Source organism: Paucihalobacter sp. (assembly GCF_036825875.1).
In the GTDB taxonomy this organism is placed as follows: domain Bacteria; phylum Bacteroidota; class Bacteroidia; order Flavobacteriales; family Flavobacteriaceae; genus Paucihalobacter.
In genome coordinates this window covers 1-22,995 of the sequence record NZ_DAISXK010000043.1, presented here as the reverse complement: position 1 = coordinate 22,995, position 22,995 = coordinate 1, and the positions used below count along the sequence as shown (strand labels likewise).

The following is a 22,995-nucleotide window of genomic DNA, read 5'->3' as shown; positions in this document are numbered from 1 at the left end:
TATTTTTCTTGTTTTGTATTAAAATATGTTATATGTTTACATCGTCTTAACCTACCGAATATTACCAGTGTCCCCAAATCTGGTAATAGAAGCGAAAAGGATAGCTGTAATGGCTATCCTTTTCTGTTATGTATAGATTTTAAATTAGGTTAGTCAAAACTCTGCATCTCCACTAATTTTTTGTAGATGCCGTTGCTAGCTAAGAGTTCGGCGTGTGAGCCACGTTCAGCGATTTTCCCTTTTTGCATGACTACAATTTCATCGGCATTCTGAATGGTTGACAACCTATGCGCGATTATAATTGAAGTTCTATTTCTCATCATATTTTCCAAAGCGTTTTGCACCAAGCGTTCACTTTCGGTGTCTAAGGCTGAGGTTGCTTCGTCGAGAATCATTATTGGTGGATTTTTTAAAACCGCACGCGCAATACTGAGCCGTTGCTTTTGTCCGCCAGACAATTTATTGCCAGAATCGCCAATATTACTTTCAATTCCTTTAGGTAAATCTTTCACAAATTCCCAGGCATTGGCGATTTTTAAAGCATCAATTACTTCGGCATCGGTTGCATTTTCTTTCCCAATCAACAAATTATTTTTAATTGAATCATTAAAAAGAATAGAATCTTGGGTAACCAGACCCATCAAACCTCTTAAGGATTTTTTGGTAAGGCTTCTTATATCTTCACCGTCAATTGTAATTTGACCTTCGTTTACATCGTAAAATCTTGTTACTAGATTGGCGATGGTACTCTTCCCACTACCTGACTGGCCGACCAACGCAACGCTTTTACCTTTTTTGACTTCTAAGTTGAAATTTTTGAGTACCAATTCGTCCTCGTATTTAAAGGAAATATTATTCAGACTTAAACTTGACTTAAAGTCTGATTTTTCTCTAGCATTTAATGCATCTTCTAAGGGGGATTTGGTATTTAGAATCTCTAAAACACGTTCGGCAGCCGCATTTCCTTTTTTCACACTATAACTTGCTTTACTGATAGCTTTTGCAGGTGTAAGAATATTGTAGGCCAAACCTAAGTAAGCCAAAAATTGACTTCCCTTCAGGACGCCATCAACCAATACCATTTTTCCGCCAAACCATAAAATAATGGCAATTACTACGATTCCTAAAAATTCGCTGGTTGGTGAGGCTAAATTTTGTCGGTTTAATAAGCTATTAGAAAATTTATAAAACCTGCTGGTTGAATTTTCGAATTTTTGCTGAAAGTTACGTTCCGCAGTAAAACCCTTTATTACTTTAAGTCCGCCAAGTGTTTCTTCAACAATAGAAAGGAATTCGCCTTGTTCTTTTTGAACACGATCGGATTGCTTTTTCAGACTTTTTCCAATTCGTGAAATTATAAAGCCAGATATTGGTAAAAAAATAAACACAAACAAGGTGAGCTCTGTACTTATTTTGAACATTAAAATAATGGTGAAAAGTATGGTGAGAGGTTCTCTGACAATCAATTCTAAAATTGATAGAAACGATACTTGTATTTCTTGAACATCGTTTGAGATACGCGCTATGGAATCGCCTTTGCGTTTCTCAGAAAAGAAAGCTAAAGGTAATTCAACCAACTTATGGTAAATTGCATTTCGTAAGTCTTTAAGCACGCCATTCCTCAAAAAAGTGATGAAGTACATCGCTAAGTAATTTGCAATATTTTTTAGCAGGAACAAACTTATAATTAAACCTATGGCTAACAATAAGGCGTTCATTTTATTGGTTTCGGCAAGCGAATGAATGTTATAAGAAAGGCTATTTTCAACAAAGGTTGATAGCTTCATGATGCCTTCATATTCCGGTTTGACGTTTACAATTTCCTTTTCTTCATTAAAAAGAACATCTAGCATTGGAATAAAAGCAACAAATGCCAAAGCGCTGAACAGCGCGTAAAAAATATTGAATAGAATATTTAAATAGGCGTGGCGTTTATACGGTTTTGCAAAACGTAGAATTTGTTTGAAATAGTTCATCTATTTAAGTTTCATGTCATTTAAAATCGCATCGATTTTAGATTCTAATTGTTGTTCAACAGTTTTAAAATCTTCGGCTTTTGGTAAGCTTGCGTTTACACTGATATAAAACTTTATTTTGGGTTCGGTGCCGCTAGGTCGCAATGCAATTTTGGTCCCATCTTCCGTATAATAAATTAAGACATTTGATTTAGGGATATCGATGGTAGTTGTTCCGCCATCTTTCTGGTTTTTCGCAATGGATAATTCATAATCTTCAACTAAAACTACTTTTGAGCCATTAATTTCTGATAGTGGATTTTCACGGGCATCCGACATCATTTTGTTGATTTCTTCGGCGCCTTCGATACCTTTTTTAGTAATTGAAATTAGGCGTTCTTTATAAAAACCGTGTTTCACATAAAGATTAATTAGCTCTCTATAAAACGAACTGCCATTGGTCTTGGCTTGCGCTGCAATTTCGCAAGCTAGTAGGGTAGAGGTTACCGCATCTTTATCACGCACAAAATCGCCAACCATAAACCCAAAACTCTCTTCACCACCGCCAATAAAATCTTTGTTTGGGAAATCTTTTATCATTTTAGCAATCCATTTAAACCCGGTCAATCCAATTTTGTATTCTACCTTATAAGCATCTCCCAAAACACTCATCATTGGCGTTGATACAATCGTGGAACCTATGAACTCGTTGTTGTTCAGTTTGCCTTGTTGTTGCCATTGTTTAAGTAAGAAATCGGTCATCATTACCATGGTTTGGTTACCGTTTAACAACACTAATTTATTTTCCAAATCTCTTACAGCCACGCCCAATCGGTCACAATCAGGATCGGTGCCAATAACGATATCAGCACCAATTCTTTCGGCTAGTTCTAAGGCCATTTTTAAGGCTTCTGGTTCTTCAGGATTAGGTGATTTAACCGTTGGGAAATCACCATTAGGTTCGGCTTGTTCCTTAACAATATGTACATTAGAATAACCTGCACGTTGTAAAGTTTCAGGAATAGAAACAATAGAAGTACCGTGAAGGGAAGTGAATACCACTTTTAGTTGCTCTTTGGCTTTGGAAGAAGTTTGAAAACTACCGTTTTTGATACATCCTTCAATAAAGGCATTGTCTACTGTTTTTCCTATGTTTTCAATTAAATGTTCTTTGGCTTCAAATTTTATTTCAGAATAATCTAACCGGTCAATCACCGATATAATCTCTTCATCTTGAGGCGGTACTAATTGGCCTCCATCTTGCCAATACACTTTGTATCCGTTGTATTCCGGCGGATTGTGTGAAGCTGTCAAGACAATACCACAATGACAGTCTAAATATTTTACAGCGAAAGATAATTCAGGCGTTGGTCGTAAGGCTTCAAAAAGATAAACCGTGATATCATTCGCCGAAAACACATCGGCCACAACTTTTGCCAAGGTGTTGCTATTATGGCGGCAATCATAAGCAATGGCCACTTTAAGCTTTTCTCTTGGAAATACTTGTTTCATATAATTACTTAACCCTTGTGTGTTTTTACCAAGTGTATATTTGTTGATACGGTTGGTGCCAACACCCATAATACCGCGCATCCCACCGGTTCCAAATTCTAAATCTTTGTAAAAACTTTCCTCTAAATCTTTTGGGTTAGAAGCGATTTGGTGTTTTATGTATTCTTGAGTTTTGTTGTCAAAAGTTGGTGTTAGCCACGTATTGACACGTGCTAGAATTTCTGGTTTAATGTAAATCATAATTAGGTTTTTTAATCAGGTAACTGAAAAAAAGTTACTCGACAATACCACAAATTTAATTAATATTAATTTCCTTTTTAATCAAATAGCGTTTTTTAGAATCTTTTGATCGTAAAATCAACTCACCTAAGAAACCGGCTATAAAAAATTGGCTACCGATTATCATAGTTGCCAAAGCCAGGTAAAATTGTGGTCGTTGCGTAATTAGACGTCCATAAGGATTAAAAAACAATTTATCAATACCAAGATAAACGGCAAAACCAAAACCAATAAAAAACATCAGCACGCCTAAGGCACCAAAAAGATGCATGGGTCTTTTGCCAAAACGCGAAAGAAACCATATGGTAATGAGGTCTAAAAAGCCGTGGATAAATCTGTCGGCTCCAAACTTGGTTTTACCGTATTTTCTAGCTTGGTGTTTTACAACTTTTTGCCCAATTCTTAAAAAACCTGCATTTTTAGCCAAGACTGGAATGTAGCGATGCATTTCGCCTCTAACCTCAATATTTTTTATAACGTTTTTATGATAGGCTTTTAAACCGCAATTAAAATCATTAAGTTTTACGCCTGAGGTTTTACGGGCAGCCCAGTTAAATAATTTAGAAGGAAGATTTTTTGCAAAAACAGAATCGTAGCGCTTTTTTTTCCAGCCGGATACCATATCGTAATTTTGACTTACAACCATGTTGTACAGCTCTGGAATTTCCTCTGGATTGTCTTGTAAATCGGCATCCATGGTGATAATTACATTACCATTTGCTTGGGCAAATCCGGCGTGTAATGCTTGTGATTTCCCATAATTTTTCAAGAACTGAATACCTTTTACGTTGGGATTTTGATTAGATAGTTGTTCAATAACTTCCCAGGATTTATCAGTGCTACCATCATCAATAAATAATATTTCATAAGAAAAACGATTGGATTGCATTACTTGTGCAATCCAATCGTGTAACTCTTTAAGCGATTCTTCTTCGTTAAGTAATGGTATTACAACGGAAATATTCATTTAGAAGGTTTGAAACTTGTGGAGTCAAAAATACTGAAATTATTTAAGCTAATTCAGGATCCTTCTTTTTCATTGATGCGGCTACTATGAGTCCTACAATGGCATAAAACAGCAGTTGATAGGCAATAGATTTTAATTGACTTACCAGCGAAAACGAATTTTCTTGAGACATTGCATCAATTGTTTTATCAATTTCTGCTACTGGTGCACCAAAACGTTCCATCATATTTACGGTCGATTCAATTGCCTTTTCCTGAATAACAAGCGCAGCGTCACTATCGATTATTTCAAATAGTAAAACAGTTACACCCACGCTAATTAGAATACCGATGGCGATGGTAATAAAATAAGAAGAAAACGCATCTTTAAAGCTGATAAAGCCATTTAGCATTGATTTTGCTCTAGCAGTAGAATAAATGCCAAAACCCAAAATCAGTAAAAATAATATGATACCGAGCCACCAAGCTACCAGCAATTCTACATTTATTACGTAGACCAAAACGGTTATAAGAGCTAAGGTTGTTCCCAAATATAAACCGAGATTAACGGCTGATGATTTAATAGTTTTTTCCATTTTAAGTTTAGTTTTAGGTTGTTTATATATTAGTACAGTTGAATAGGTTAAAGTTACATTTTAAATTAAAATAAAAATCAAACAAAAATAATTGGTAATTTGCGAAAAAACACTAAATTTGCACCTCTTAAAAATGAAATGATTATAAAGCGCTAAGCGATGAAAAAAGGTATACATCCAGAAAATTATAGACTTGTAGCATTTAAAGATATGTCTAATGAAGACGTGTTTTTAACAAAGTCAACTGCCGAAACTAATGAAACTCTTGAGGTTGAAGGTACAGAGTATCCATTAATAAAAATGGAAATTTCAAGAACGTCTCATCCTTACTATACTGGTAAATCTAAATTGGTGGATACAGCAGGACGTATTGATAAATTCAAAAACAAATACGCGAAGTTTAAAAAATAAGCTAAAGAGGTTATTATATTTAAGGCCTTTCATTCTAGAAGTAGAAGTTGAAAGGCTTTTTTTTGTTCTATAATTAAGCTATTTTTGATTTGGTAAAAATCTCTAACCTTTAGCTTTCTCATGAACTACATATTATTTGATGGACCTTTTCGCAATAACCTATTGCCATTCACTTACACTAGACCTGTGGCAGATATTAGAGTTGGAATTTTAACTATACGCGAAAAATGGGAATCCTACTTGGGTCAGGTTATCACCACGGTTACCGAAGATTATCTATCCAATAAATTTCCAATGGTGGAAATGGAAACTAATATTATGATTAATGCTTCCTACCTGCCGAATGCCGAATTGGTGGCCATGATTCAAGTACTTGAAGAAAATCAAGCTATTTTTCACAATGAACAGGTGATTGCTTTTTTTTCAAAAGAACAGCAGGAAATTGAAAGTTTCAATGATTTTGAAGCTATTGAATACCATGGCGAAAGTGTAACCATAGAAAACAACTGGGATATTTTTGCCAAAAACGAAACTGCTATTCAAGATGATTTTGAATTACTCACCGACAACCGAAAATCGCAGCCAATTCCTTCTACCGTAAATGTTGTAAATGCTGAAAACATTTTCATTGAACCTGGTGCGCAATTAAATTTTGTAACCTTAAATGCCAGTTCTGGACCAATTTATATTGGTAGAGATTCCGAAATTATGGAAGGGAGTATTATTCGCGGTCCTTTTGCTTTATGCGATCATGCCGTGGTTAAAATGGGAGCTAAAATTTATGGTCCCACAACGATTGGTCCGCATTGTCGTGTTGGTGGTGAAGTAAATAACTCAGTGATGTTTGCGTATTCTAATAAAGGTCATGATGGGTTTTTGGGAAATTCGGTGATAGGTGAATGGTGTAATCTTGGAGCGGATACCAATAATTCTAATCTTAAAAATAATTATGCCGAAGTGCGTTTGTGGGATTATAACACCGAAGGATTCGCGAAAACTGGACTGCAATTTTGCGGTTTAATGATGGGTGACCATAGCAAATGCGGTATCAACACCATGTTTAATACAGGAACGGTAGTTGGCGTGAGTGCTAATATTTTTGGCAGTGGTTTTCCAAGAAATTTTATTCCAAGTTTCTCTTGGGGAGGTAGTAGTGGATTTATTACGTACAAAACGGACAAAGCATTTGAAGTGGCTGAAGTCGTGATGGCGCGACGCCATGTTAAATTCACCAGTCAGGATGCCGATATACTTCAACATGTATTTGAATTAAGTCAGAAGTATCGCAAAAGCTAAGGTGTTTTTGAAACGCGTTTTAAGTCTAATAAATTTATAGGATTAATACCTAAACCTTCAACTTTTTTTTTGGTGAATCTTATCACTTCATCATAAAATAATACTATAACGGGCGCTTCCGCCATTACAATACTATCCATTTTTGAGTAAAGTTGATGACGTTTCTCAATATCGATTTCACTAAAAGACTGTTGGTATAATTCATCAAACAATTTGTTAGAAAAGTGTGTGTAATTGGGTCCATTTGGGGCAAAATTCCCACTGTAAAATAGTGATAAATAATTTTCAGCATCGGGATAATCGGCTACCCAGCTAGCTCTAAAAATATCTAATTTTCCATTGGCTTTGGCATCTTTCAAGGCTGAGGCTGGCATTACATCTACCTTAACATCAAGACCTATTTTTTGTAATTCACGCTGCATATATTCGCAAAAATCCAGATAATTACTCGTAGTGGTAATGGTGATGGATGGTTTTGAAATGCCTGTTTCCGTTTTAAATTCTTGTAATAACTTTTTGGCCAAGTCTGGATTGTAACTGTAACCAGATGAATTATTATAACCGGCCAATCCTTGCGGAATAAAACCGCCATTAGCCGCAATTCCAACACCATTTCGTAAATACAGCATCATTTTATGGCGGTCAAATCCTAAATTAATCGCTTTTCTAAGCTTTAAAGATTGAATTTCAGAAATATCTGAATTTAAATAAAAGGCAAGATATTCGGTGTTTAAGTAAGGAACGCGTATTAAATTAGTATTGCTTTTATACACTGAACTTAGGCTGCCATCAGGATTTAGAATATCATCTTTATAAGAAGCATCTAGCGCATTTAAAAAATCTAAATTCCCTTGTGTAAACTGTAAAAACTCACTTTGCTTATCGGGTAAAAAGGTAATGGCAACAGCTTCTAAATAGGGGAGTTGATTAGCATTTGAGTCGGTCTCAAAGTAATGTTCGTTTTTTCTAAAAACTAATTTAATATTTTCCTCCCAACGTTTAAATTTAAAAGGTCCTGTACCAATGGGGTTAGATCTAAAATTTGTTCCAAGCAAATCGATTGCTTCCTTCGGCACTACACTGCAATATTTCATTGTTAACATTCCTAAAAAGGCTGGAAATGCTTTGCTTAATTCAATTTTTAGAATGGTGTCGTTTATGGCTTCCACCTTATTTACTTTTTGCATCACCCAACTCCCAGGTGAGGCTACTTTTGGGTCGGTTAATCTATTAAAACTGTATACAAAATCGGAAGCAATAACTAGCCTAGTAGAATCCTTCCCGAAGACTTGGTGTTTGTGAAAATACACATCGTCCCGCAAGTAAAAGGTGTAATTCACCCCCAAACTATCAACACTCCATTGCTTGGCAATTGAAGGTTTTACATTGAGAGTATCATCCATTTCAACCAAGCCATTAAATAGTTGGTTAACAGCCCATATATTGGCATTGTCTTTGGCGAAAGCTGGATCTAGTGAGCCAATATTTTTATGTTCGTTGTACCTAAAAACGGATTTAATTTGATTACTAGAATCAGGACTTTCGCAAGCCACAAAAACGAATATAACGATCAATAAACTACCTATAAATACCTTATATTTATGTTGTAATTGCTTTGTTGTTTTCATTTTAAAAGGGATATTGTAGTTTTATTTTAATACTTTTTCTGAAGTAAATTGCGAAAGGTAAAGATAATTATAATGCATAAAAAAAACCTGAAACTTTTAATTTCAGGCTCATTTTAACTGGTTAGTTTTATTATATCCTAATACCTACAGGTAACATACGTTTATATTGACGGTGACGCCTCATAAACTTGGCTATTTGCGGACTTGTTGGAACAACGCAAATGTTTCGTTCTTTGATGTTGTCGAACACCAGAGTTAAAAATTCTTCTTCAAATTCTTCATTATCGATATTTGAAGGTAATTCAATTTTAGTTAGGAAAATTTTCCTGTCTTGAAGAGAATATTCAATTTTTGCCAAATCGTCATCAATTCTTAATTCAAACTGACGTAAAAAATCATTGTCAATGAGCTGAGAAGTATCAATCATAATTAATTATTTTATTCCTAGGGTCGGTAAGCAAAAGAATCTGTTATTTTGCATGAACAGATACACAAAGGTACGAATAATTTTAAAACTCGATGAATCAAGAAATCATAAATGTGTATTTAATGCCAGGAATGGCAGCAAGCCCTACTATTTTTGAATATATTAAACTTCCAGAAAACCAATTTAAAATTCATTGGTTAGACTGGATGATTCCCGAAAAAGAGGAATCTTTGCAACAGTATGCGCAACGAATGTGCCTGCGAATAGACCAACCCAACGTAGTTTTATTAGGTGTTTCTTTTGGTGGCATTCTGGTTCAAGAAATGGCAAAATACATAACTTTAAAAAAGCTTATAGTTGTGTCTAGTGTAAAACATAAGTACGAACTGCCCAAACATCTTCAGTTATTAAAAATCACCAAGGCTTACAAAATTTTACCCACACAATTAGTGAGCAATATTGATGCACTTTCAAAATTTGCTTTTGGTGAAACTGTTAAAAAACGAATTGAACTTTATAAAAAGTATTTGTCGGTAAGTGACAAGTACTATTTAGATTGGGCCATAAAACAAGTAGTATGTTGGGAACAAGAATCTCCCAATCTTCAAGCTATTTATATTCATGGAGAAAAAGATATTGTTTTTCCTGATTCTTGCGGTGGAAATTGTATTGTGGTTAAGGGAGGCACTCACATCATGATCATCAATAAATATAAATGGTTTAACGAAAATTTACCACATATAATTTTGAATGAAACTTTAAAGTAACACTTTAATTTCATACCTTTCAATAATCAAAAAATCCATTCGAAATGAAAACTGTAAAGCATATAATGGCGGTATTTGGTGCTATTTGCCTACTCACTTTAATCATAACAGCAACACAAAAAGTGCCAGATGCAATTCCACAATTAAAATTGGAAAACGATCCTGTAAATAAATACAATGTGTATGCAATTCAAGTTCCAAATGATTTGAATTTTGCAGATGAAGCGGTTCCTTTGAACGATCCTGATATTTACGAACGCATGGATAGAGAACTGTTAGTAAATACGTACTGGCAGTCAAATGCTTTATTAATGTTTAAGCGTGCAGAAAAATATTTTCCAATTATTGAACCTATTCTTAAAAAGAATAATATTCCAGACGATTTTAAATATTTGGCAGTTATTGAAAGCGGCTTGACTAACGCCGTGTCACCAGCTGGGGCAAGAGGTTTTTGGCAAATCATGCCTGAAACAGGCAAGGAGTTTGGATTGGAAATTAATAGTAACGTTGATGAACGTTATCATATTGAAAAGGCGACAGAAGTAGCTTGTAAATATTTAAAACAATCTAAAGAACGTTTTGGTTCTTGGACTTTAGCAGCTGCGGCATATAACGCCGGAAATGGTGGAATCTCCAAACAGTTAAAAATTCAAAACGTCAACGATTATTACGATTTGCTTTTGGGTGAAGAAACAGGCAGGTATATGTTTAGAATTGTGGCATTAAAAGAAATATTAAACAATCCTACAACTTATGGATTTAATTTTAAACCTGAAGACTTATATAATAATATTCCAACTTTAAAAGTTGAGGTTGATACTCCTATTTCTGATTTTACTGCTTTTGCAGAACAACATAATATTAATTACAAGTTATTAAAACTACATAACCCTTGGTTAAGAGAATCACACCTAAATAATAAAAGCGGAAAAAAATATACCATCGAAATTCCTGAAAAAGGATATTATTCGAAACCGTAATTAGCGACGCTTCATATTACGATTACCATAATGCGGTTGAGGGCCTGTAGATTTTTTCATTTGGTCTTTCATCATTTTTATTTGATCGGTCATCATACCACGCTTATCTAGTTTTTGAGCTTCATTAATTAGGAGCTTAGCTTCTTGAGGCCGCCTTTTACTAAAAGCGATACCTGCTAAATTAAGTTTTGCCATCGCCAAATCGTGATCCATCGAAAGTCCTAAACTTATTGCCTGTTTAAAAAATTTTTCAGCTTGATTCATATTAGATTGAGATACCATTAAACCATGCAGGTAATAAAAGTAACCTTGTTGTTTCTTTACCAAGGCAGATTTCGGGTTTTTTATTTTGTCTAACCATTTTTTTGCGCCTTCAAAGTCTTGTTTTCTCAATTTTAAAAATGCCAAAAGAATAAATTCGTTTTTAAAGTAAAGAAAAATAAATATGGTTGATAGTAGTAGGTACATGATACCATTTCCTATAAAACCTTCCGTAAACTGGTAGATACCAAAGGCTATAATTAAAAAAGCAATAACTAATTTTATATTTTTATTGAACATAAATCCTATATTTTTCAAAGTGCGAAGGTAATAAAAACAATCGAAAATATTTTTAATTTATGGTTTGTCAAAGTAAAAACTCTTTGTATATTTGCCCCCAGTTTTGGCGTAGGTATGTCAAAATATTTTCAAAACAGAATATTAAGCAATAAAGATACACGGCAATGAGTAAAAGAACGTTTCAACCGTCCAAAAGAAAAAGAAGAAACAAGCACGGTTTTAGAGAAAGAATGGCTAGCGCCAACGGAAGAAAAGTCCTAGCACGCAGACGTGCAAAAGGAAGAAAGAAATTGTCTGTATCTACCGAATCAAGACATAAAAAATAATGATTAACAATTGTTAATATAATAAAGGTGTTACTTTGGTGTAACACCTTTTTTTATACCCCATAGTAAACTAATTTTGAATTTCAATACTATCTTAAAAAAATGCCAAGAAATCAAAGAATAAAATCTGTCCTCATTATAGGCTCGGGACCTATCGTTATTGGTCAAGCTTGCGAATTTGATTACGCAGGATCACAATCATTACGCTCATTAAGAGAAGATGGAATCGAAACCATACTCATCAACTCTAACCCCGCAACTATTATGACCGACCCAAGTATGGCTGATCATATATACCTATTGCCACTTACTACCAAATCACTAATAAAAATCTTAAAAGATCATCCGCAGATTGATGCTGTTTTACCAACTATGGGAGGTCAAACCGCTTTAAATTTATGCATTGAAGCTGACGAAAAGGGCATTTGGGACGATTTTGGGGTGAAGATGATTGGTGTAGATATTGCTGCCATTAATATTACTGAAGATAGAGAAAAGTTTAGAGATTTAATGGAAAGAATTGGAGTTCCAATGGCGCCTCAAGCAACAGCAACTTCTTATTTAAAAGGAAAGGAAATTGCGCAACAATTCGGATTTCCATTGGTTATTAGAGCCTCCTTTACCCTTGGCGGTGCTGGTGCCTCTATTGTTTATAGAGAAGAAGATTTTGATGAATTATTAACCCGCGGCTTAGAGGTATCTCCCATTCATGAGGTAATGATAGACAAGGCCCTTATTGGCTGGAAAGAATATGAATTAGAATTACTTAGAGATAGAAACGACAATGTTGTAATTATCTGTACTATTGAAAACATGGACCCTATGGGCATTCATACAGGTGATTCAATTACGGTTGCGCCTGCTATGACACTTTCTGATAAAACCCAGCAACGTATGCGAGATATGGCCATACATATGATGCGCAGTATTGGTGATTTCGCTGGAGGTTGTAACGTTCAATTCGCGGTAAGTCCCGATGAAAAGGAAGACATTATAGCTATTGAAATTAACCCAAGAGTATCGCGTTCTTCGGCTTTGGCTAGTAAAGCCACAGGCTATCCAATTGCAAAAGTTGCTACCAAACTAGCTATAGGCTATCATTTAAATGAATTAAACAATCAAATTACCAAATCCACTTCAGCTTTATTTGAACCTACCCTAGATTATGTAGTAGTTAAAATTCCGCGTTGGAATTTCGATAAATTTGAAGGGTCAGATAGAACCTTAGGTTTGCAAATGAAGGCAGTAGGTGAGGTAATGGCTATAGGACGCTCTTTTCAAGAAGCCTTACATAAAGCCACACAATCGCTCGAAATTAAGAGAAATGGATTGGGTGCAGATGGAAAAGGTTATACAAATTACGATCAAATCATTGAGAAATTAACCTTCGCAAGTTGGGACAGAGTTTTTGTTATTTATGATGCCATTCAAATGGGAATTCCATTAGCGAGAATTTATGATATCACAAAAATTGATATGTGGTTTTTAAAGCAATACGAAGAATTGTATCAGCTTGAAAAAGAAATATCTAAATATAACATCAACACTATTGAAAAAGATTTACTCCTAGAAGCCAAACAAAAAGGCTATGGTGATCGGCAAATTGCGCATATGTTAGGTTGCTTAGAAAGTCAAGTGTATAAAAAACGCGACGAGTTTAATGTGAAACGTGTTTTCAAACTTGTTGATACTTGTGCTGCAGAATTTAAAGCACAAACACCTTATTACTATTCAACTTTTGAAAGTGAAATTACTACCTCTGACGGACATACTTATGTTTCCAACGAAAGTGTGGTGACAGACAGAAAGAAAATAATAGTTTTAGGTTCGGGACCAAACCGTATTGGCCAAGGTATAGAGTTTGATTATTGTTGTGTTCACGGTGTTTTAGCCGCAGCAGAATGTGGTTACGAAACTATTATGATAAATTGTAATCCGGAAACGGTTTCAACCGATTTCGACATTGCGGATAAACTTTATTTTGAACCCGTATTTTGGGAACATATTTATGATATTATTCAACATGAAAAGCCTGAGGGCGTGATTGTTCAGCTTGGTGGGCAGACAGCTTTAAAGCTCGCTGAAAAATTGGATAGATACGGCATAAAAATTATTGGAACTACTTTTAAATCTCTTGATTTAGCAGAAGACAGAGGTAGTTTTTCAAAACTACTACAAGAAAATAATATTCCTTATCCAGAGTTTGATGTTGCAGAAACTGCCGAAGAAGCGTTACTTGTCGCTGATAGATTAGACTTTCCTATTCTGGTAAGACCGTCCTACGTTTTAGGAGGCCAAGGCATGAAAATTGTCATAAATAAACAAGAATTAGAAGAGCACGTAGTAGATTTGTTACGCAAGATACCCAACAATAAATTATTGCTGGATCGTTATTTAGACGGTGCCATAGAAGCAGAAGCCGATGCTATTTGCGATGGCGAAAATGTATATATTATCGGAATTATGGAGCATATTGAGCCTTGCGGAATCCACTCAGGTGATAGCAATGCTACTCTACCTCCATTTAATTTAGGTGAATTTGTGATGCAACAAATTAAAGATCACACCAAGAAAATTGCTTTAGCTCTAAATACGGTGGGATTATTAAACGTTCAGTTCGCTATCAAAGACGATATTGTTTACATCATTGAAGCCAATCCACGTGCTTCTAGAACAGTGCCTTTTATAGCTAAAGCGTATGGAGAGCCTTATGTTAATTACGCCACCAAAGTAATGCTCGGAATCAATAAGGTAACTGATTTTAACTTTAATCCACAATTAAAAGGTTATGCCATAAAACAGCCTGTGTTTTCGTTCAATAAATTTCCCAATGTCAATAAAAAGTTAGGTCCAGAAATGAAAAGTACAGGCGAAAGTATTTTGTTTATAGATAACCTAAAAGATGATGAATTTTATAATCTGTATTCAAGACGAAAAATGTATCTCAGTAAATAGCTTATATATTCGATAAACTACAATTCTATATGCTTAATAATTATTAATTTAGCATAAAATATACTTTTTTTTATGCACTTTGGATTACTGACTTTTATAATTATAATTTTTAGTAACGGTTTTAGTTTTGCTCAAAGAAATATCTTTGATGTCGCAAGATTTGGCTCGGTTAGTGATATTGAAGTTTTAATAAAAATTAATCCGGACACCATTAATTCAATTAATGAAACAGGATATTTACCTATTACATTAGCTTGTTATTCTGGAAGTGAGGAGGTTGCAATATACTTAGCAAAAAGAACTAAAAATATAAATCATAATGACAGTAATGGAACGGCGCTCATGGCGGCTGTGTTTAAAAATAGACCAGCAATTGTAAAAGTGTTGCTAGAAAAGGGAGCAAACCCTAATTTGGCTGATAGCAATGGTACAACACCTTTACATTATGCGGTAATGTCTGAAAATTATGACCTAGTAAAAATGCTTATAGGTTACAATGCAGATAAATACAAAATGAATAACAAAGGAAAATCTGCATTTGATTACGCATTAATATCAAAAAATAAGAAGATTATTACTATCTTCGATTAAAAAAAGAAAATATGAAAAAAATTACACGAGCATTTTTTAGCGTTTTCGTTATTTTGTGCTTCTCTATTAAAAGCCAAACGTACAGTACCGGACTGCTAACTTTTACAACAAGTCCAGAAACATATTCAGCCCAAATTGATGTAACTGATGATTTAGTTACCTTAACCTTAATTGGTCCCGCGAATAGATGGTTAAGTCTTGGTTTTGGCACCGATAACATGATAGCAGGTGAGGATGTTGTTATATATGACGGTTCAACGCTAACCGATAGATATTTTGGATTTCCAGGACAAACACCAGGCCAAAATTCTCAAGGAATTACACCGTCGTTAGATTCAAGAGAAGATTGGACTGTCACATCAAACGAAGTTCAAGGAAATGTTAGAACATTAATTGCGACGAGATTACCTAATACTGGAAATAGTAACGACTATGTTTTTGCTGCAACCGATACTTCTCTTCAATTAGTATGGGCTTATTCTACTGATGAAACTTTTGTTTTGCAATGGCATGGGCCAAATAGGGGTGCATCTCTAGAGTCCTTAACACTTTCAACTAATCGTTTTCAAACCAATGAGTTTTCAATAGCACCAAATCCTTCAAAAAACAGATTAAATATTATTTTACCAAATGGCATGAATAATGCTAAATTAAACGTTTTTGATGTCTTAGGAAAAATGGTTTACAGTGGAGACATTTCAAGTTTAAGTAGCTCAGTTAATGTTACTAATTGGAATAGTGGAGTTTATTTGGTGAAAGTCACTTCTAATGACGTAACACAAACAAAACGATTTATAAAACAATAAAAAACTGAATAAATTTTATAAGCCATTTTAGAAATAGAATGGCTTTTTTTATTTAAAATCAATTTGAACTCTGTAGTTTTTTAATATTTCTAAGTGTTCTTGAACATTTTTGTAGATTTTGTCTAAGGTTGAAGTGCGTTCGGTTTCGCTTTCTCTTCGTTTAATTGCCTTAATAAATCGTTTGGCGTCAATTTTATTGGTTAATCGTAAGCCAGGAACAGTGCTTGTTACTCCGTTTTCATTTACTGCAACCATTGTAAAATACGAAGAATTACAATGTTTCTTTTTGCCAGTTTGAATGTTTTCAGATTCAACTCTTATACCAACAACCATCGACGATTTACCGACGTAATTTACCGACGCTTTCATGGTTACCAATTCACCTACTTCAATCGGATTTAAAAAATTAACACTGTCAACCGACGCAGTAACACAATAACTTCCTGAATGTTTGGAGGCACACGCAAATGCTATTTGGTCCATTAATTTTAGTATGTATCCTCCGTGAATTTTACCACCGAAATTGGTATTGGATGGTAACATTAATTCTGAGATTTGAATTTTTGATTCTTCTACACTTTTAAACATAAGTTGACAGTATATTAAACATGATTCCGGTTATAATTGCTATGCCAAAACTAATTAAGGTGCCGATTAAAACGTATTCGGTTAGTTTGCGTTCCTTAGCGGCTGATAGGTCGCCAAATCTAAAAACAGACTTTGCAGCAATTAAAAATCCTACTGCTGCCCATTGATTTAATATTATAAATACAAACACTAATAATCGTTTGAGAATCCCAATGTAGGTTCCCGCGTCCTCTAAGGATTCGTTATCTGATACAATTTTGGATAAATTCCATTTCGAAAAAATTACTTTAATCATAATTGATGTTGGATAACTTAAAAAAAGTACGCCCAACAAGAACAATAAATGGGTTTCGTTTATGTTGAAATTTAAGTTTAGATTTTGGGCATAGAACCAGTAATAGCTTGAAAAAATCACCATAAGGTGAAGAATTTGATCCGCAAAAAAATAAAAACGCTTTGTCTTTTTTTTCTGAAGTGTAAGTTTGAAAGCATCTATTATATAATGCGAAACTCCAATGAGTAGAATTAACCTCCAATACGAGACGTCGAAAACTATCAGGAACATCAACGCAATATGAACTGCTGTATGAATGTATAACTTGGGAGATTTTAATTTACCTGTTTCCTTTTCGTCGACCCATGTTTTAGGCTGAAGAAAAAAATCGCCAATTAAGTGTGCTATCAGTAATTTTATAAGTACAATCATAACAATGTTTTTATCTTTTGTTGATATAATTGGTTGAGTTCTAAAATTTCGTCAATATAAGCTCTTTTTTGACGTTTACTCACGGCATCTTGACTAATTCCTATAAGTTTTGCCAGTTCTTCTTGAATTTTATTTGGGTTTTCTAAGGTTAATTTCACTATTTCAGCTGAATTGGGTGTCCAATTATCCATAGCAATTAAAGCAAGTTTGAAAAACAAATTCATTTCTTTGTTAAACGCGTTACTGTTGGTTTTTATCTTTAAGTTTTGCTTGTCTTTTTTTAAAGTTTCAAACATTTCACCTGAGTAAATAAAGGCTTCACCATTAGATTCACCCACGGTCTTACCTGTATAAGTTTTTTCACCAATACCTATAGACATGCGTACATCGAAACCCTTAATAGATTTGATGCAAGATTTTAAATACACCGCAGTTTCAAAACTTTCGCTGTAATCTTCAATCTCTAATTGGAAACTGTCACCCCTATATATTTCGAATAAATTTGGCATTTTGGCCACTTGATTCATCGCCTTTTTTAAGGGCTCTAGCCAAACATCTTGGCTTTGTGTGCCTCTGGATTTTATGATATCGCCTGTTAAGATACTGGTCATATAATGCTTTAATGAAATCAAATATATGCCTTTTTTATGGAATAATCAAATTTATGCCTTAAATATGGAATAATTTAATTTATGCCTTTAAAAAGGAATAAAAACAAAATACGAATTAACATCATTAATCTTCGTCTTGTTTAGCGCGTTTTAAGATGGCTTCGGGCAATTCTTTTTTGGCTTTGGCGCCCATTTTTTTAAGATTTTCTACACGAGAAATAAGACTGCCTTTACCAGTACTAAGCTTGTTCATGGCATTAGAATAGTCGCTTTTTGCGGCATCAATTTTTTTGCCAATTCCCAACAAATCAATTACAAGTCCTTCAAATTTATCATATAAAGCACCTGCCTGTTTAGCAATTTCTAAAGCGTTTTGTTGTTGTTTTTCATTGTTCCACATGCTATCAATAGTTCGCAGCGTGGCTAACAAAGTAGAAGGTGTAACTATTACAATATTTTTCTCAAAGGCTTTATTATATAAAGAATTGTCATCATTTATGGCAATCGCAAATGCGGGTTCAATAGGGATAAACATCAACACAAAATCGGGCGATTCTATATCGTATAAATCTTGATAATTTTTGGCGGATAATTGTTCTACATGTTTTCTAATTGAATTCACATGGGCCTTTAAATATACGGGACGCTCTTCTTCTGGGGCATTTACAAATCGTTCGTAATCTACAAGAGAAACTTTGGCATCGATGATCATTTTTTTAGAATCGGGTAGATGTAATACTACATCGGGCATTACGCGTATGCCGTCTTCACGAAGAAAGCTTTGTTGCACAAAATACTCACGGTCTTTTTCTAACCCGGATTTCTCCAATACGCGCTCCAATACCAATTCACCCCAATTTCCTTGCATTTTACTATCACCTTTTAAGGCACGCGTTAGGTTATTGGCCTCATCAGTCATTTTCTGATTGAGGTCTTTTAAATTCAGCAATTGCTCTTTTAATGAGGCATGCATACCAATACTTTCCTTTTGAGTATGTTCAACTTTATCTTCGAAGCTTTTTATTTTTTCCTGCAATGGTTTTAAAATAGCGTCCAGATTTTCTTTGTTTTGAGTAGTGAATTTGGTGGATTTTTCATCCAGTATTTTATTTGCCAAATTTTCGAATTCTTTTTGAAAGCGTTCCTGAAGTTTTTCAACCTCGGCTTTTTGTTCGTCACTGCGTTGTTTAAGATTTTCAAAATCGGCATTTTGACGTGTAAGTTGTAAGGATAAATGGTCTTTTTCGGTTCTTATTGATTCTCGTTCTTGTTCTATATTCTGAATATTTTGAAATAGTTTTTTTTCATTTTCAGTGAAGGCGCGTAAACGTTCCTCGAGAGATGAAATGGCTGCTTTCTGTTTGAGGTTACTCATAAAATAACCAATAATTCCGCCGATAACTAAAAATATAATAATGAGTATAATAAGGGTAGTGGTGTTCATAAAGTGTTTTTTGTAAAGATATTTAATTTATGATTTTAAACCTTCCAACATCACCATCAAAATCAATCAGGTTTTTTGGAAATAATTTTGAAAAATGCCCAGATTCAATCAACTGGCATGGATCACCAAAATAGGATTCTTCTGGAGTCATGATAAGCATTTGGTCACACAATTGAATAGCCAAATCAATTTCGTGGGTGGAAAATAGGATGGTTTTATCTGTTGTTTTGCTTAAGTTTTTCAACAGTTTTAAAATAGATGCCCGGTGGTATAAATCTAAATGGGTTGTGGGTTCATCTAAAATAATGATGGGTGTGTCTTGAGCCAATGCTCTTGCTATTAAGGCGCGTTGTAATTGTCCGTCGCTTAATTCATAACATTTTCTATTTTTAAACGAACTCATTTCAGTGGCTTCAAGTGCTTGAAGGATGTGCTGTTTGTCATCTTCTGTTAAGGTACCTAACCAATTGGTGTAAGGCTGACGGCCGAGTGCCACAAGTTCTCCAACAGTAATATTTTTAGATGCTGGGGTTTCGGTTAAAACCACGCTTAAGGTTTCGGCGAGTGATTCGAAGGTGAAACTTTTTAAGTTTTTATTATTTACAAAAATGTCGCCAGACAATATTTTTTGAACCTTACATAAAGAGCGTAGCAAAGTTGATTTTCCAATACCATTGCTGCCAACCAGGCCAACAAGTTCACCTTTGTTTAAAGAAAAATTTAAATCTTTAGCCACAGTGTGATTTCCTTTTTTATTGAAATATCCAATAGAAAGGTTTTTTGTTTGAAGGGTGAAGTTATCTTGATTTTGCATTTGTAAAATTGTATCGCGAAGTTACACAGAGGTTACGTAAAGTTACGCAAAGAAATTTTAAATTGATTAACTAATGGTTTCTGTAAAATATTTTTATTCTGAGTAATTACCTGTAGGCCTAAGACTTAAGCAAAATCATCGAGATAATTTTTTGTAAAAATTTTAAAACAACAACTTACGTCTCCTCACCAACAACCAAATCACCACAGGCGCACCAACCAAGGACGTAATGGCATTGATGGGTAAAGTATAATCTGTAAATGGCAATTGTGCAATGCTGTCACAAATTAGCATAATAATAGCACCGCATAAAATTACTGCGGGAATTAAAATTTGATGATTGGCGGTCGTGAAAATTTGTCTGGTGATATGTGGTACGGCTAAACCAATAAAGGCAACTGGCCCAGCAAAAGCTGTAATGGCTCCTGCCAAGACGCAGGTGGCTACCAATATAATGAGTCGGCTTTTTCCAATATTTAATCCTTGACTTTTGGCATAATTTTCCCCTAAGAGCAGTGCATTTAATGGTTTTATTGTTAAGACGGACATGGCAAAACCAGCCATAAAACAAATAAAAAGTACCAACATGCCATCCCAAGAATTGTTGCCTAAGCTGCCAAACGACCAAAAAATGTATTGTTGTAATTGTTCGGCAGGACTAAAATAAGCTAACACACCAACAATAGCTGCGGTAACGCTCCCAAACATCAAACCTATAATAAGTATGGCCATGGTATCTTTAACTCTAACGGTTATAGCGAGCACGGCTAGCATTACTAAAAAACTTCCGAGTCCGGCAGCAATTACCAAACTCCAAGTTCCGAGTAAAGTAGCTCCTAAAAATCCACTAAAACTGGCAGCACCCATAATGAGTAAGGCAACACCTAAACTGGCACCACTGCTAACACCTAATACAAATGGTCCTGCTAGCGGATTTCTAAATAATGTTTGCATTAATAAACCGCAAATTGAAAGACCAGAGCCAACCATGATGGCAGTTAAAGCTTTAGGCAGGCGGTAATTTTGGATGATAAAATCCCAAGCGGTATTATCGGTTTGAAGGTGAAACAAACTTTTAAAAACTTCTTTTAAAGGGATAGCCACTGAGCCTAAACTGATGTTAGCGAAAATCACTAAAAATAATAGGATGCTTAAAGCTAAAAAGTGTTTTTTGTATGTGGTTGTTTTTTCCAGAGTATTAATTTATTTTGACAATTTGTATGTTGTACCGCAAAGTGAAACAAAGTAGCACAGAGTTTCGCAACGATAATTTTAAATACTTTTTCTCTGTGGTCATTTGAGGCACCTCTGCGTAACTTTGTGGTACAACTTTAGCCGTTAATATTATTCTAATGCCCTAAAAAAATACAATTCATAATCAGGCAACAAATTTGGATGCAATATCTTCACTAAATCTTTTAAAACCAAATCGGGTCGGTTAGGGGCAAGTTCGTAGTAAATAACGCCACCAGTTTCACCTTTTAAAGTTGAAAAACTATATACCTGTTTGCTTTTAAAAGCTTCAAATTGGGTATATGCCTTACTTGCCTCTATCATTTGATCGTAACTTGAAAACTGACCAGGACCAATCCAAAATTCGGCATGATGCGCTTTTTCGATGACGGTTTCAATATTTAAGGCGATACTACCAGTACCTTCACTTGTCTTCCAAAGATATTCGGCATTGGCATCATTAATAAAGGCTGCTGCCCAACTATTGCCTTGTGGTAAATACCAGATATCTTTCCACATGGCACCACTTAAAACTGTCGGTTTTTTGGTGGCCTTTGAGGCCATGGTTTTTATGTCTAAATAATTGTTTTCTATATCTTTGAAAATTTTAGTGGCTTCATCAGTCTTATCAAAGAACGCTCCAAAAAACTTAATCCATTCAGCCTTTCCAAGTGGCGATTGTTCGGTCCAGTCGCCATTGTAAACCACCGGAATTCCGGCGCGTTCGAGGTTTGTATAAGTTTTGTTGTTTCCGCTAACCGCAAAACCAATCATCACATCAGGTTGAAGGGCGATGACGTTTTCGGTATTAATGGATTCGTTGTTACCAATTTCGGTTATTTGATTGGCGTTAATTCTATTTCGGGTTTTTTCCGAAGAAATAAAATCCAAATTAGGAAACCCGATTAGTTTATTCTGTTCGTTAAGCATTTCTAATGAAGGAATATGCGTTGTCGAGGTAACAATCAAGTTTTTAATTGGCACTTGTACCACTGCATCAAAGTCTTCTTCCGAAGAAAAATTATTTTTATCGTTCACCAATGCATAACGAAATACTTGATTGGCTTCGGGCCATGGATTGTTGACTTCTAAAATCTTATAAGTACCGTAGTCTGAAATTGAAAAACCTTCGGCATATTTTATTTCAATGATTTCTCCAAGAGATGAAGAAGTTGAAGAAGATGTGGTTTTCTCGTTTTTACATGTAAAAAAGACTAAAAAAACCAAACTAAAAACTAAGGTTTGAAATCTCATAAATTACTTATTAAGTTCAAAAAACAAAAGTAACATTATTTGAACTTTACTTTTGCTACACTTAAAAAATGTTTACATTCGCCCAGAATTTTGGTTTGTGCTGCTCTTACAAAGTAGTATGATTAAAAGGGAATTCGGTGTAAAGCCGAAGCTGTTCCCGCAACTGTAAAGCTATGTTGAACTTGTTTCAGCATCTCATTATTGAGTTGTTATGACTTTAAAAACCACTGTTCGCCTTTGGCGAATGGGAAGGTGACATAACAAGGTTAAGCCAGGAGACCTGCCATTTTCAAAACAATAAGTCAAACTT

General features: G+C 34.7%; 22 protein-coding genes and 1 riboswitch. Of the genes, 8 read left to right on the top strand and 14 right to left on the bottom strand.

Going from position 1 to position 22,995, the window contains the following annotated elements; genetic code table 11:
• Positions 1-149 precede the first annotated feature (149 nt).
• The 4 genes from V7Z48_RS11170 to V7Z48_RS11155 are packed head-to-tail and all read right to left on the bottom strand — an operon-like array spanning position 150 to position 5,287.
• Entirely contained in the window at positions 150-1,976 is a 1,827-nt protein-coding gene (locus V7Z48_RS11170; RefSeq protein ID WP_334113565.1) for an ABC transporter ATP-binding protein, read from the bottom strand.
• Positions 1,977-3,707 (bottom strand): phospho-sugar mutase, encoded by a 1,731-nt coding sequence (locus tag V7Z48_RS11165; RefSeq protein ID WP_334113564.1) that lies wholly within the window; start codon positions 3,705-3,707, stop codon positions 1,977-1,979.
• Positions 3,708-3,762: 55 nt separating this feature from the next.
• A complete protein-coding gene (locus tag V7Z48_RS11160) occupies positions 3,763-4,713 on the bottom strand; it encodes a glycosyltransferase family 2 protein (protein WP_334113562.1) in 951 nt (316 codons plus the stop codon).
• Between the two features lie 43 nt (positions 4,714-4,756).
• Positions 4,757-5,287: a DUF4199 domain-containing protein gene (locus V7Z48_RS11155; protein WP_334113561.1), complete on the bottom strand. Its 531-nt coding sequence runs from the start codon at positions 5,285-5,287 to the stop codon at positions 4,757-4,759.
• A gap of 159 nt (positions 5,288-5,446) precedes the next feature.
• Here V7Z48_RS11155 and V7Z48_RS11150 point away from each other — a divergent pair, with 159 nt between their 5' ends.
• Entirely contained in the window at positions 5,447-5,698 is a 252-nt protein-coding gene (locus V7Z48_RS11150; protein ID WP_334113560.1) for a type B 50S ribosomal protein L31, read from the top strand.
• A 120-nt stretch (positions 5,699-5,818) separates the two neighbouring features.
• Positions 5,819-6,994: a GlmU family protein gene (locus tag V7Z48_RS11145; RefSeq protein ID WP_334113559.1), complete on the top strand. Its 1,176-nt coding sequence runs from the start codon at positions 5,819-5,821 to the stop codon at positions 6,992-6,994.
• Here the strand turns inward: V7Z48_RS11145 and V7Z48_RS11140 are convergent.
• Together V7Z48_RS11140 and V7Z48_RS11135 are read right to left on the bottom strand one after the other, a co-directional pair.
• On the bottom strand, positions 6,991-8,622 hold the full coding sequence (locus V7Z48_RS11140) for an ABC transporter substrate-binding protein (RefSeq protein WP_334113558.1): 1,632 nt from the start codon (positions 8,620-8,622) through the stop codon (positions 6,991-6,993). The two genes, V7Z48_RS11145 and V7Z48_RS11140, sit on opposite strands and share 4 nt — an antisense overlap.
• A gap of 130 nt (positions 8,623-8,752) precedes the next feature.
• Positions 8,753-9,049: a GNAT family N-acetyltransferase gene (locus V7Z48_RS11135; protein WP_334113557.1), complete on the bottom strand. Its 297-nt coding sequence runs from the start codon at positions 9,047-9,049 to the stop codon at positions 8,753-8,755.
• A 92-nt stretch (positions 9,050-9,141) separates the two neighbouring features.
• Between V7Z48_RS11135 and V7Z48_RS11130 the strand changes: the two genes are divergently transcribed.
• A complete protein-coding gene (locus tag V7Z48_RS11130; protein WP_334113556.1) occupies positions 9,142-9,816 on the top strand; it encodes an alpha/beta hydrolase in 675 nt (224 codons plus the stop codon).
• Positions 9,817-9,860: 44 nt separating this feature from the next.
• Positions 9,861-10,796 (top strand): lytic transglycosylase domain-containing protein, encoded by a 936-nt coding sequence (locus tag V7Z48_RS11125; RefSeq protein ID WP_334113555.1) that lies wholly within the window; start codon positions 9,861-9,863, stop codon positions 10,794-10,796.
• Here the strand turns inward: V7Z48_RS11125 and V7Z48_RS11120 are convergent, their stop codons facing one another.
• Positions 10,797-11,357, bottom strand: coding sequence for a tetratricopeptide repeat protein (locus V7Z48_RS11120; RefSeq protein WP_334113554.1), 561 nt, complete (start codon positions 11,355-11,357; stop codon positions 10,797-10,799). It abuts the gene before it with no gap.
• A gap of 164 nt (positions 11,358-11,521) precedes the next feature.
• On the opposite strand from V7Z48_RS11120, the gene rpmH reads away from it, so the two are divergent.
• From rpmH to V7Z48_RS11100, 4 genes are all read left to right on the top strand, one after another.
• The gene (rpmH, locus tag V7Z48_RS11115; RefSeq protein WP_188215129.1) at positions 11,522-11,683 is read left to right on the top strand and encodes a 50S ribosomal protein L34; all 162 of its coding nucleotides are present in this window, start codon (positions 11,522-11,524) and stop codon (positions 11,681-11,683) included.
• Between the two features lie 102 nt (positions 11,684-11,785).
• The gene (carB, locus tag V7Z48_RS11110) at positions 11,786-14,638 is read left to right on the top strand and encodes a carbamoyl-phosphate synthase large subunit (protein ID WP_334113552.1); all 2,853 of its coding nucleotides are present in this window, start codon (positions 11,786-11,788) and stop codon (positions 14,636-14,638) included.
• Positions 14,639-14,710: 72 nt separating this feature from the next.
• Positions 14,711-15,229 carry an ankyrin repeat domain-containing protein gene (locus tag V7Z48_RS11105; RefSeq protein WP_334113551.1) on the top strand — a complete coding sequence of 173 codons (519 nt, stop codon included), beginning with the start codon at positions 14,711-14,713 and terminating at the stop codon, positions 15,227-15,229.
• An 11-nt stretch (positions 15,230-15,240) separates the two neighbouring features.
• A complete protein-coding gene (locus tag V7Z48_RS11100; protein WP_334113550.1) occupies positions 15,241-16,035 on the top strand; it encodes a T9SS type A sorting domain-containing protein in 795 nt (264 codons plus the stop codon).
• A gap of 48 nt (positions 16,036-16,083) precedes the next feature.
• On the opposite strand, the gene V7Z48_RS11095 is transcribed toward V7Z48_RS11100, so the two are convergent.
• The 7 genes from V7Z48_RS11095 to V7Z48_RS11065 form a co-directional block, all read right to left on the bottom strand.
• Positions 16,084-16,623 carry an acyl-CoA thioesterase gene (locus V7Z48_RS11095; protein ID WP_334113549.1) on the bottom strand — a complete coding sequence of 180 codons (540 nt, stop codon included), beginning with the start codon at positions 16,621-16,623 and terminating at the stop codon, positions 16,084-16,086.
• Positions 16,616-17,329, bottom strand: coding sequence for a DUF3307 domain-containing protein (locus V7Z48_RS11090; RefSeq protein ID WP_334113548.1), 714 nt, complete (start codon positions 17,327-17,329; stop codon positions 16,616-16,618). Before V7Z48_RS11090 ends, V7Z48_RS11095 begins: the two co-directional genes overlap by 8 nt.
• Positions 17,326-17,940 carry a transcriptional regulator gene (locus V7Z48_RS11085; RefSeq protein WP_334113547.1) on the bottom strand — a complete coding sequence of 205 codons (615 nt, stop codon included), beginning with the start codon at positions 17,938-17,940 and terminating at the stop codon, positions 17,326-17,328. The genes V7Z48_RS11090 and V7Z48_RS11085 overlap by 4 nt, the downstream gene beginning before the upstream one ends.
• A gap of 124 nt (positions 17,941-18,064) precedes the next feature.
• Positions 18,065-19,384, bottom strand: a complete 1,320-nt coding sequence (gene rmuC / locus V7Z48_RS11080; RefSeq protein ID WP_334113546.1) for a DNA recombination protein RmuC — start codon at positions 19,382-19,384, stop codon at positions 18,065-18,067.
• A gap of 22 nt (positions 19,385-19,406) precedes the next feature.
• Entirely contained in the window at positions 19,407-20,198 is a 792-nt protein-coding gene (locus V7Z48_RS11075; RefSeq protein ID WP_334113544.1) for an ABC transporter ATP-binding protein, read from the bottom strand.
• A gap of 162 nt (positions 20,199-20,360) precedes the next feature.
• Entirely contained in the window at positions 20,361-21,392 is a 1,032-nt protein-coding gene (locus V7Z48_RS11070; RefSeq protein ID WP_334113566.1) for a FecCD family ABC transporter permease, read from the bottom strand.
• Between the two features lie 150 nt (positions 21,393-21,542).
• Positions 21,543-22,685 carry an ABC transporter substrate-binding protein gene (locus V7Z48_RS11065; RefSeq protein ID WP_334113543.1) on the bottom strand — a complete coding sequence of 381 codons (1,143 nt, stop codon included), beginning with the start codon at positions 22,683-22,685 and terminating at the stop codon, positions 21,543-21,545.
• Positions 22,686-22,766: 81 nt separating this feature from the next.
• Positions 22,767-22,987: riboswitch (cobalamin riboswitch) on the top strand.
• Positions 22,988-22,995 lie beyond the last annotated feature (8 nt).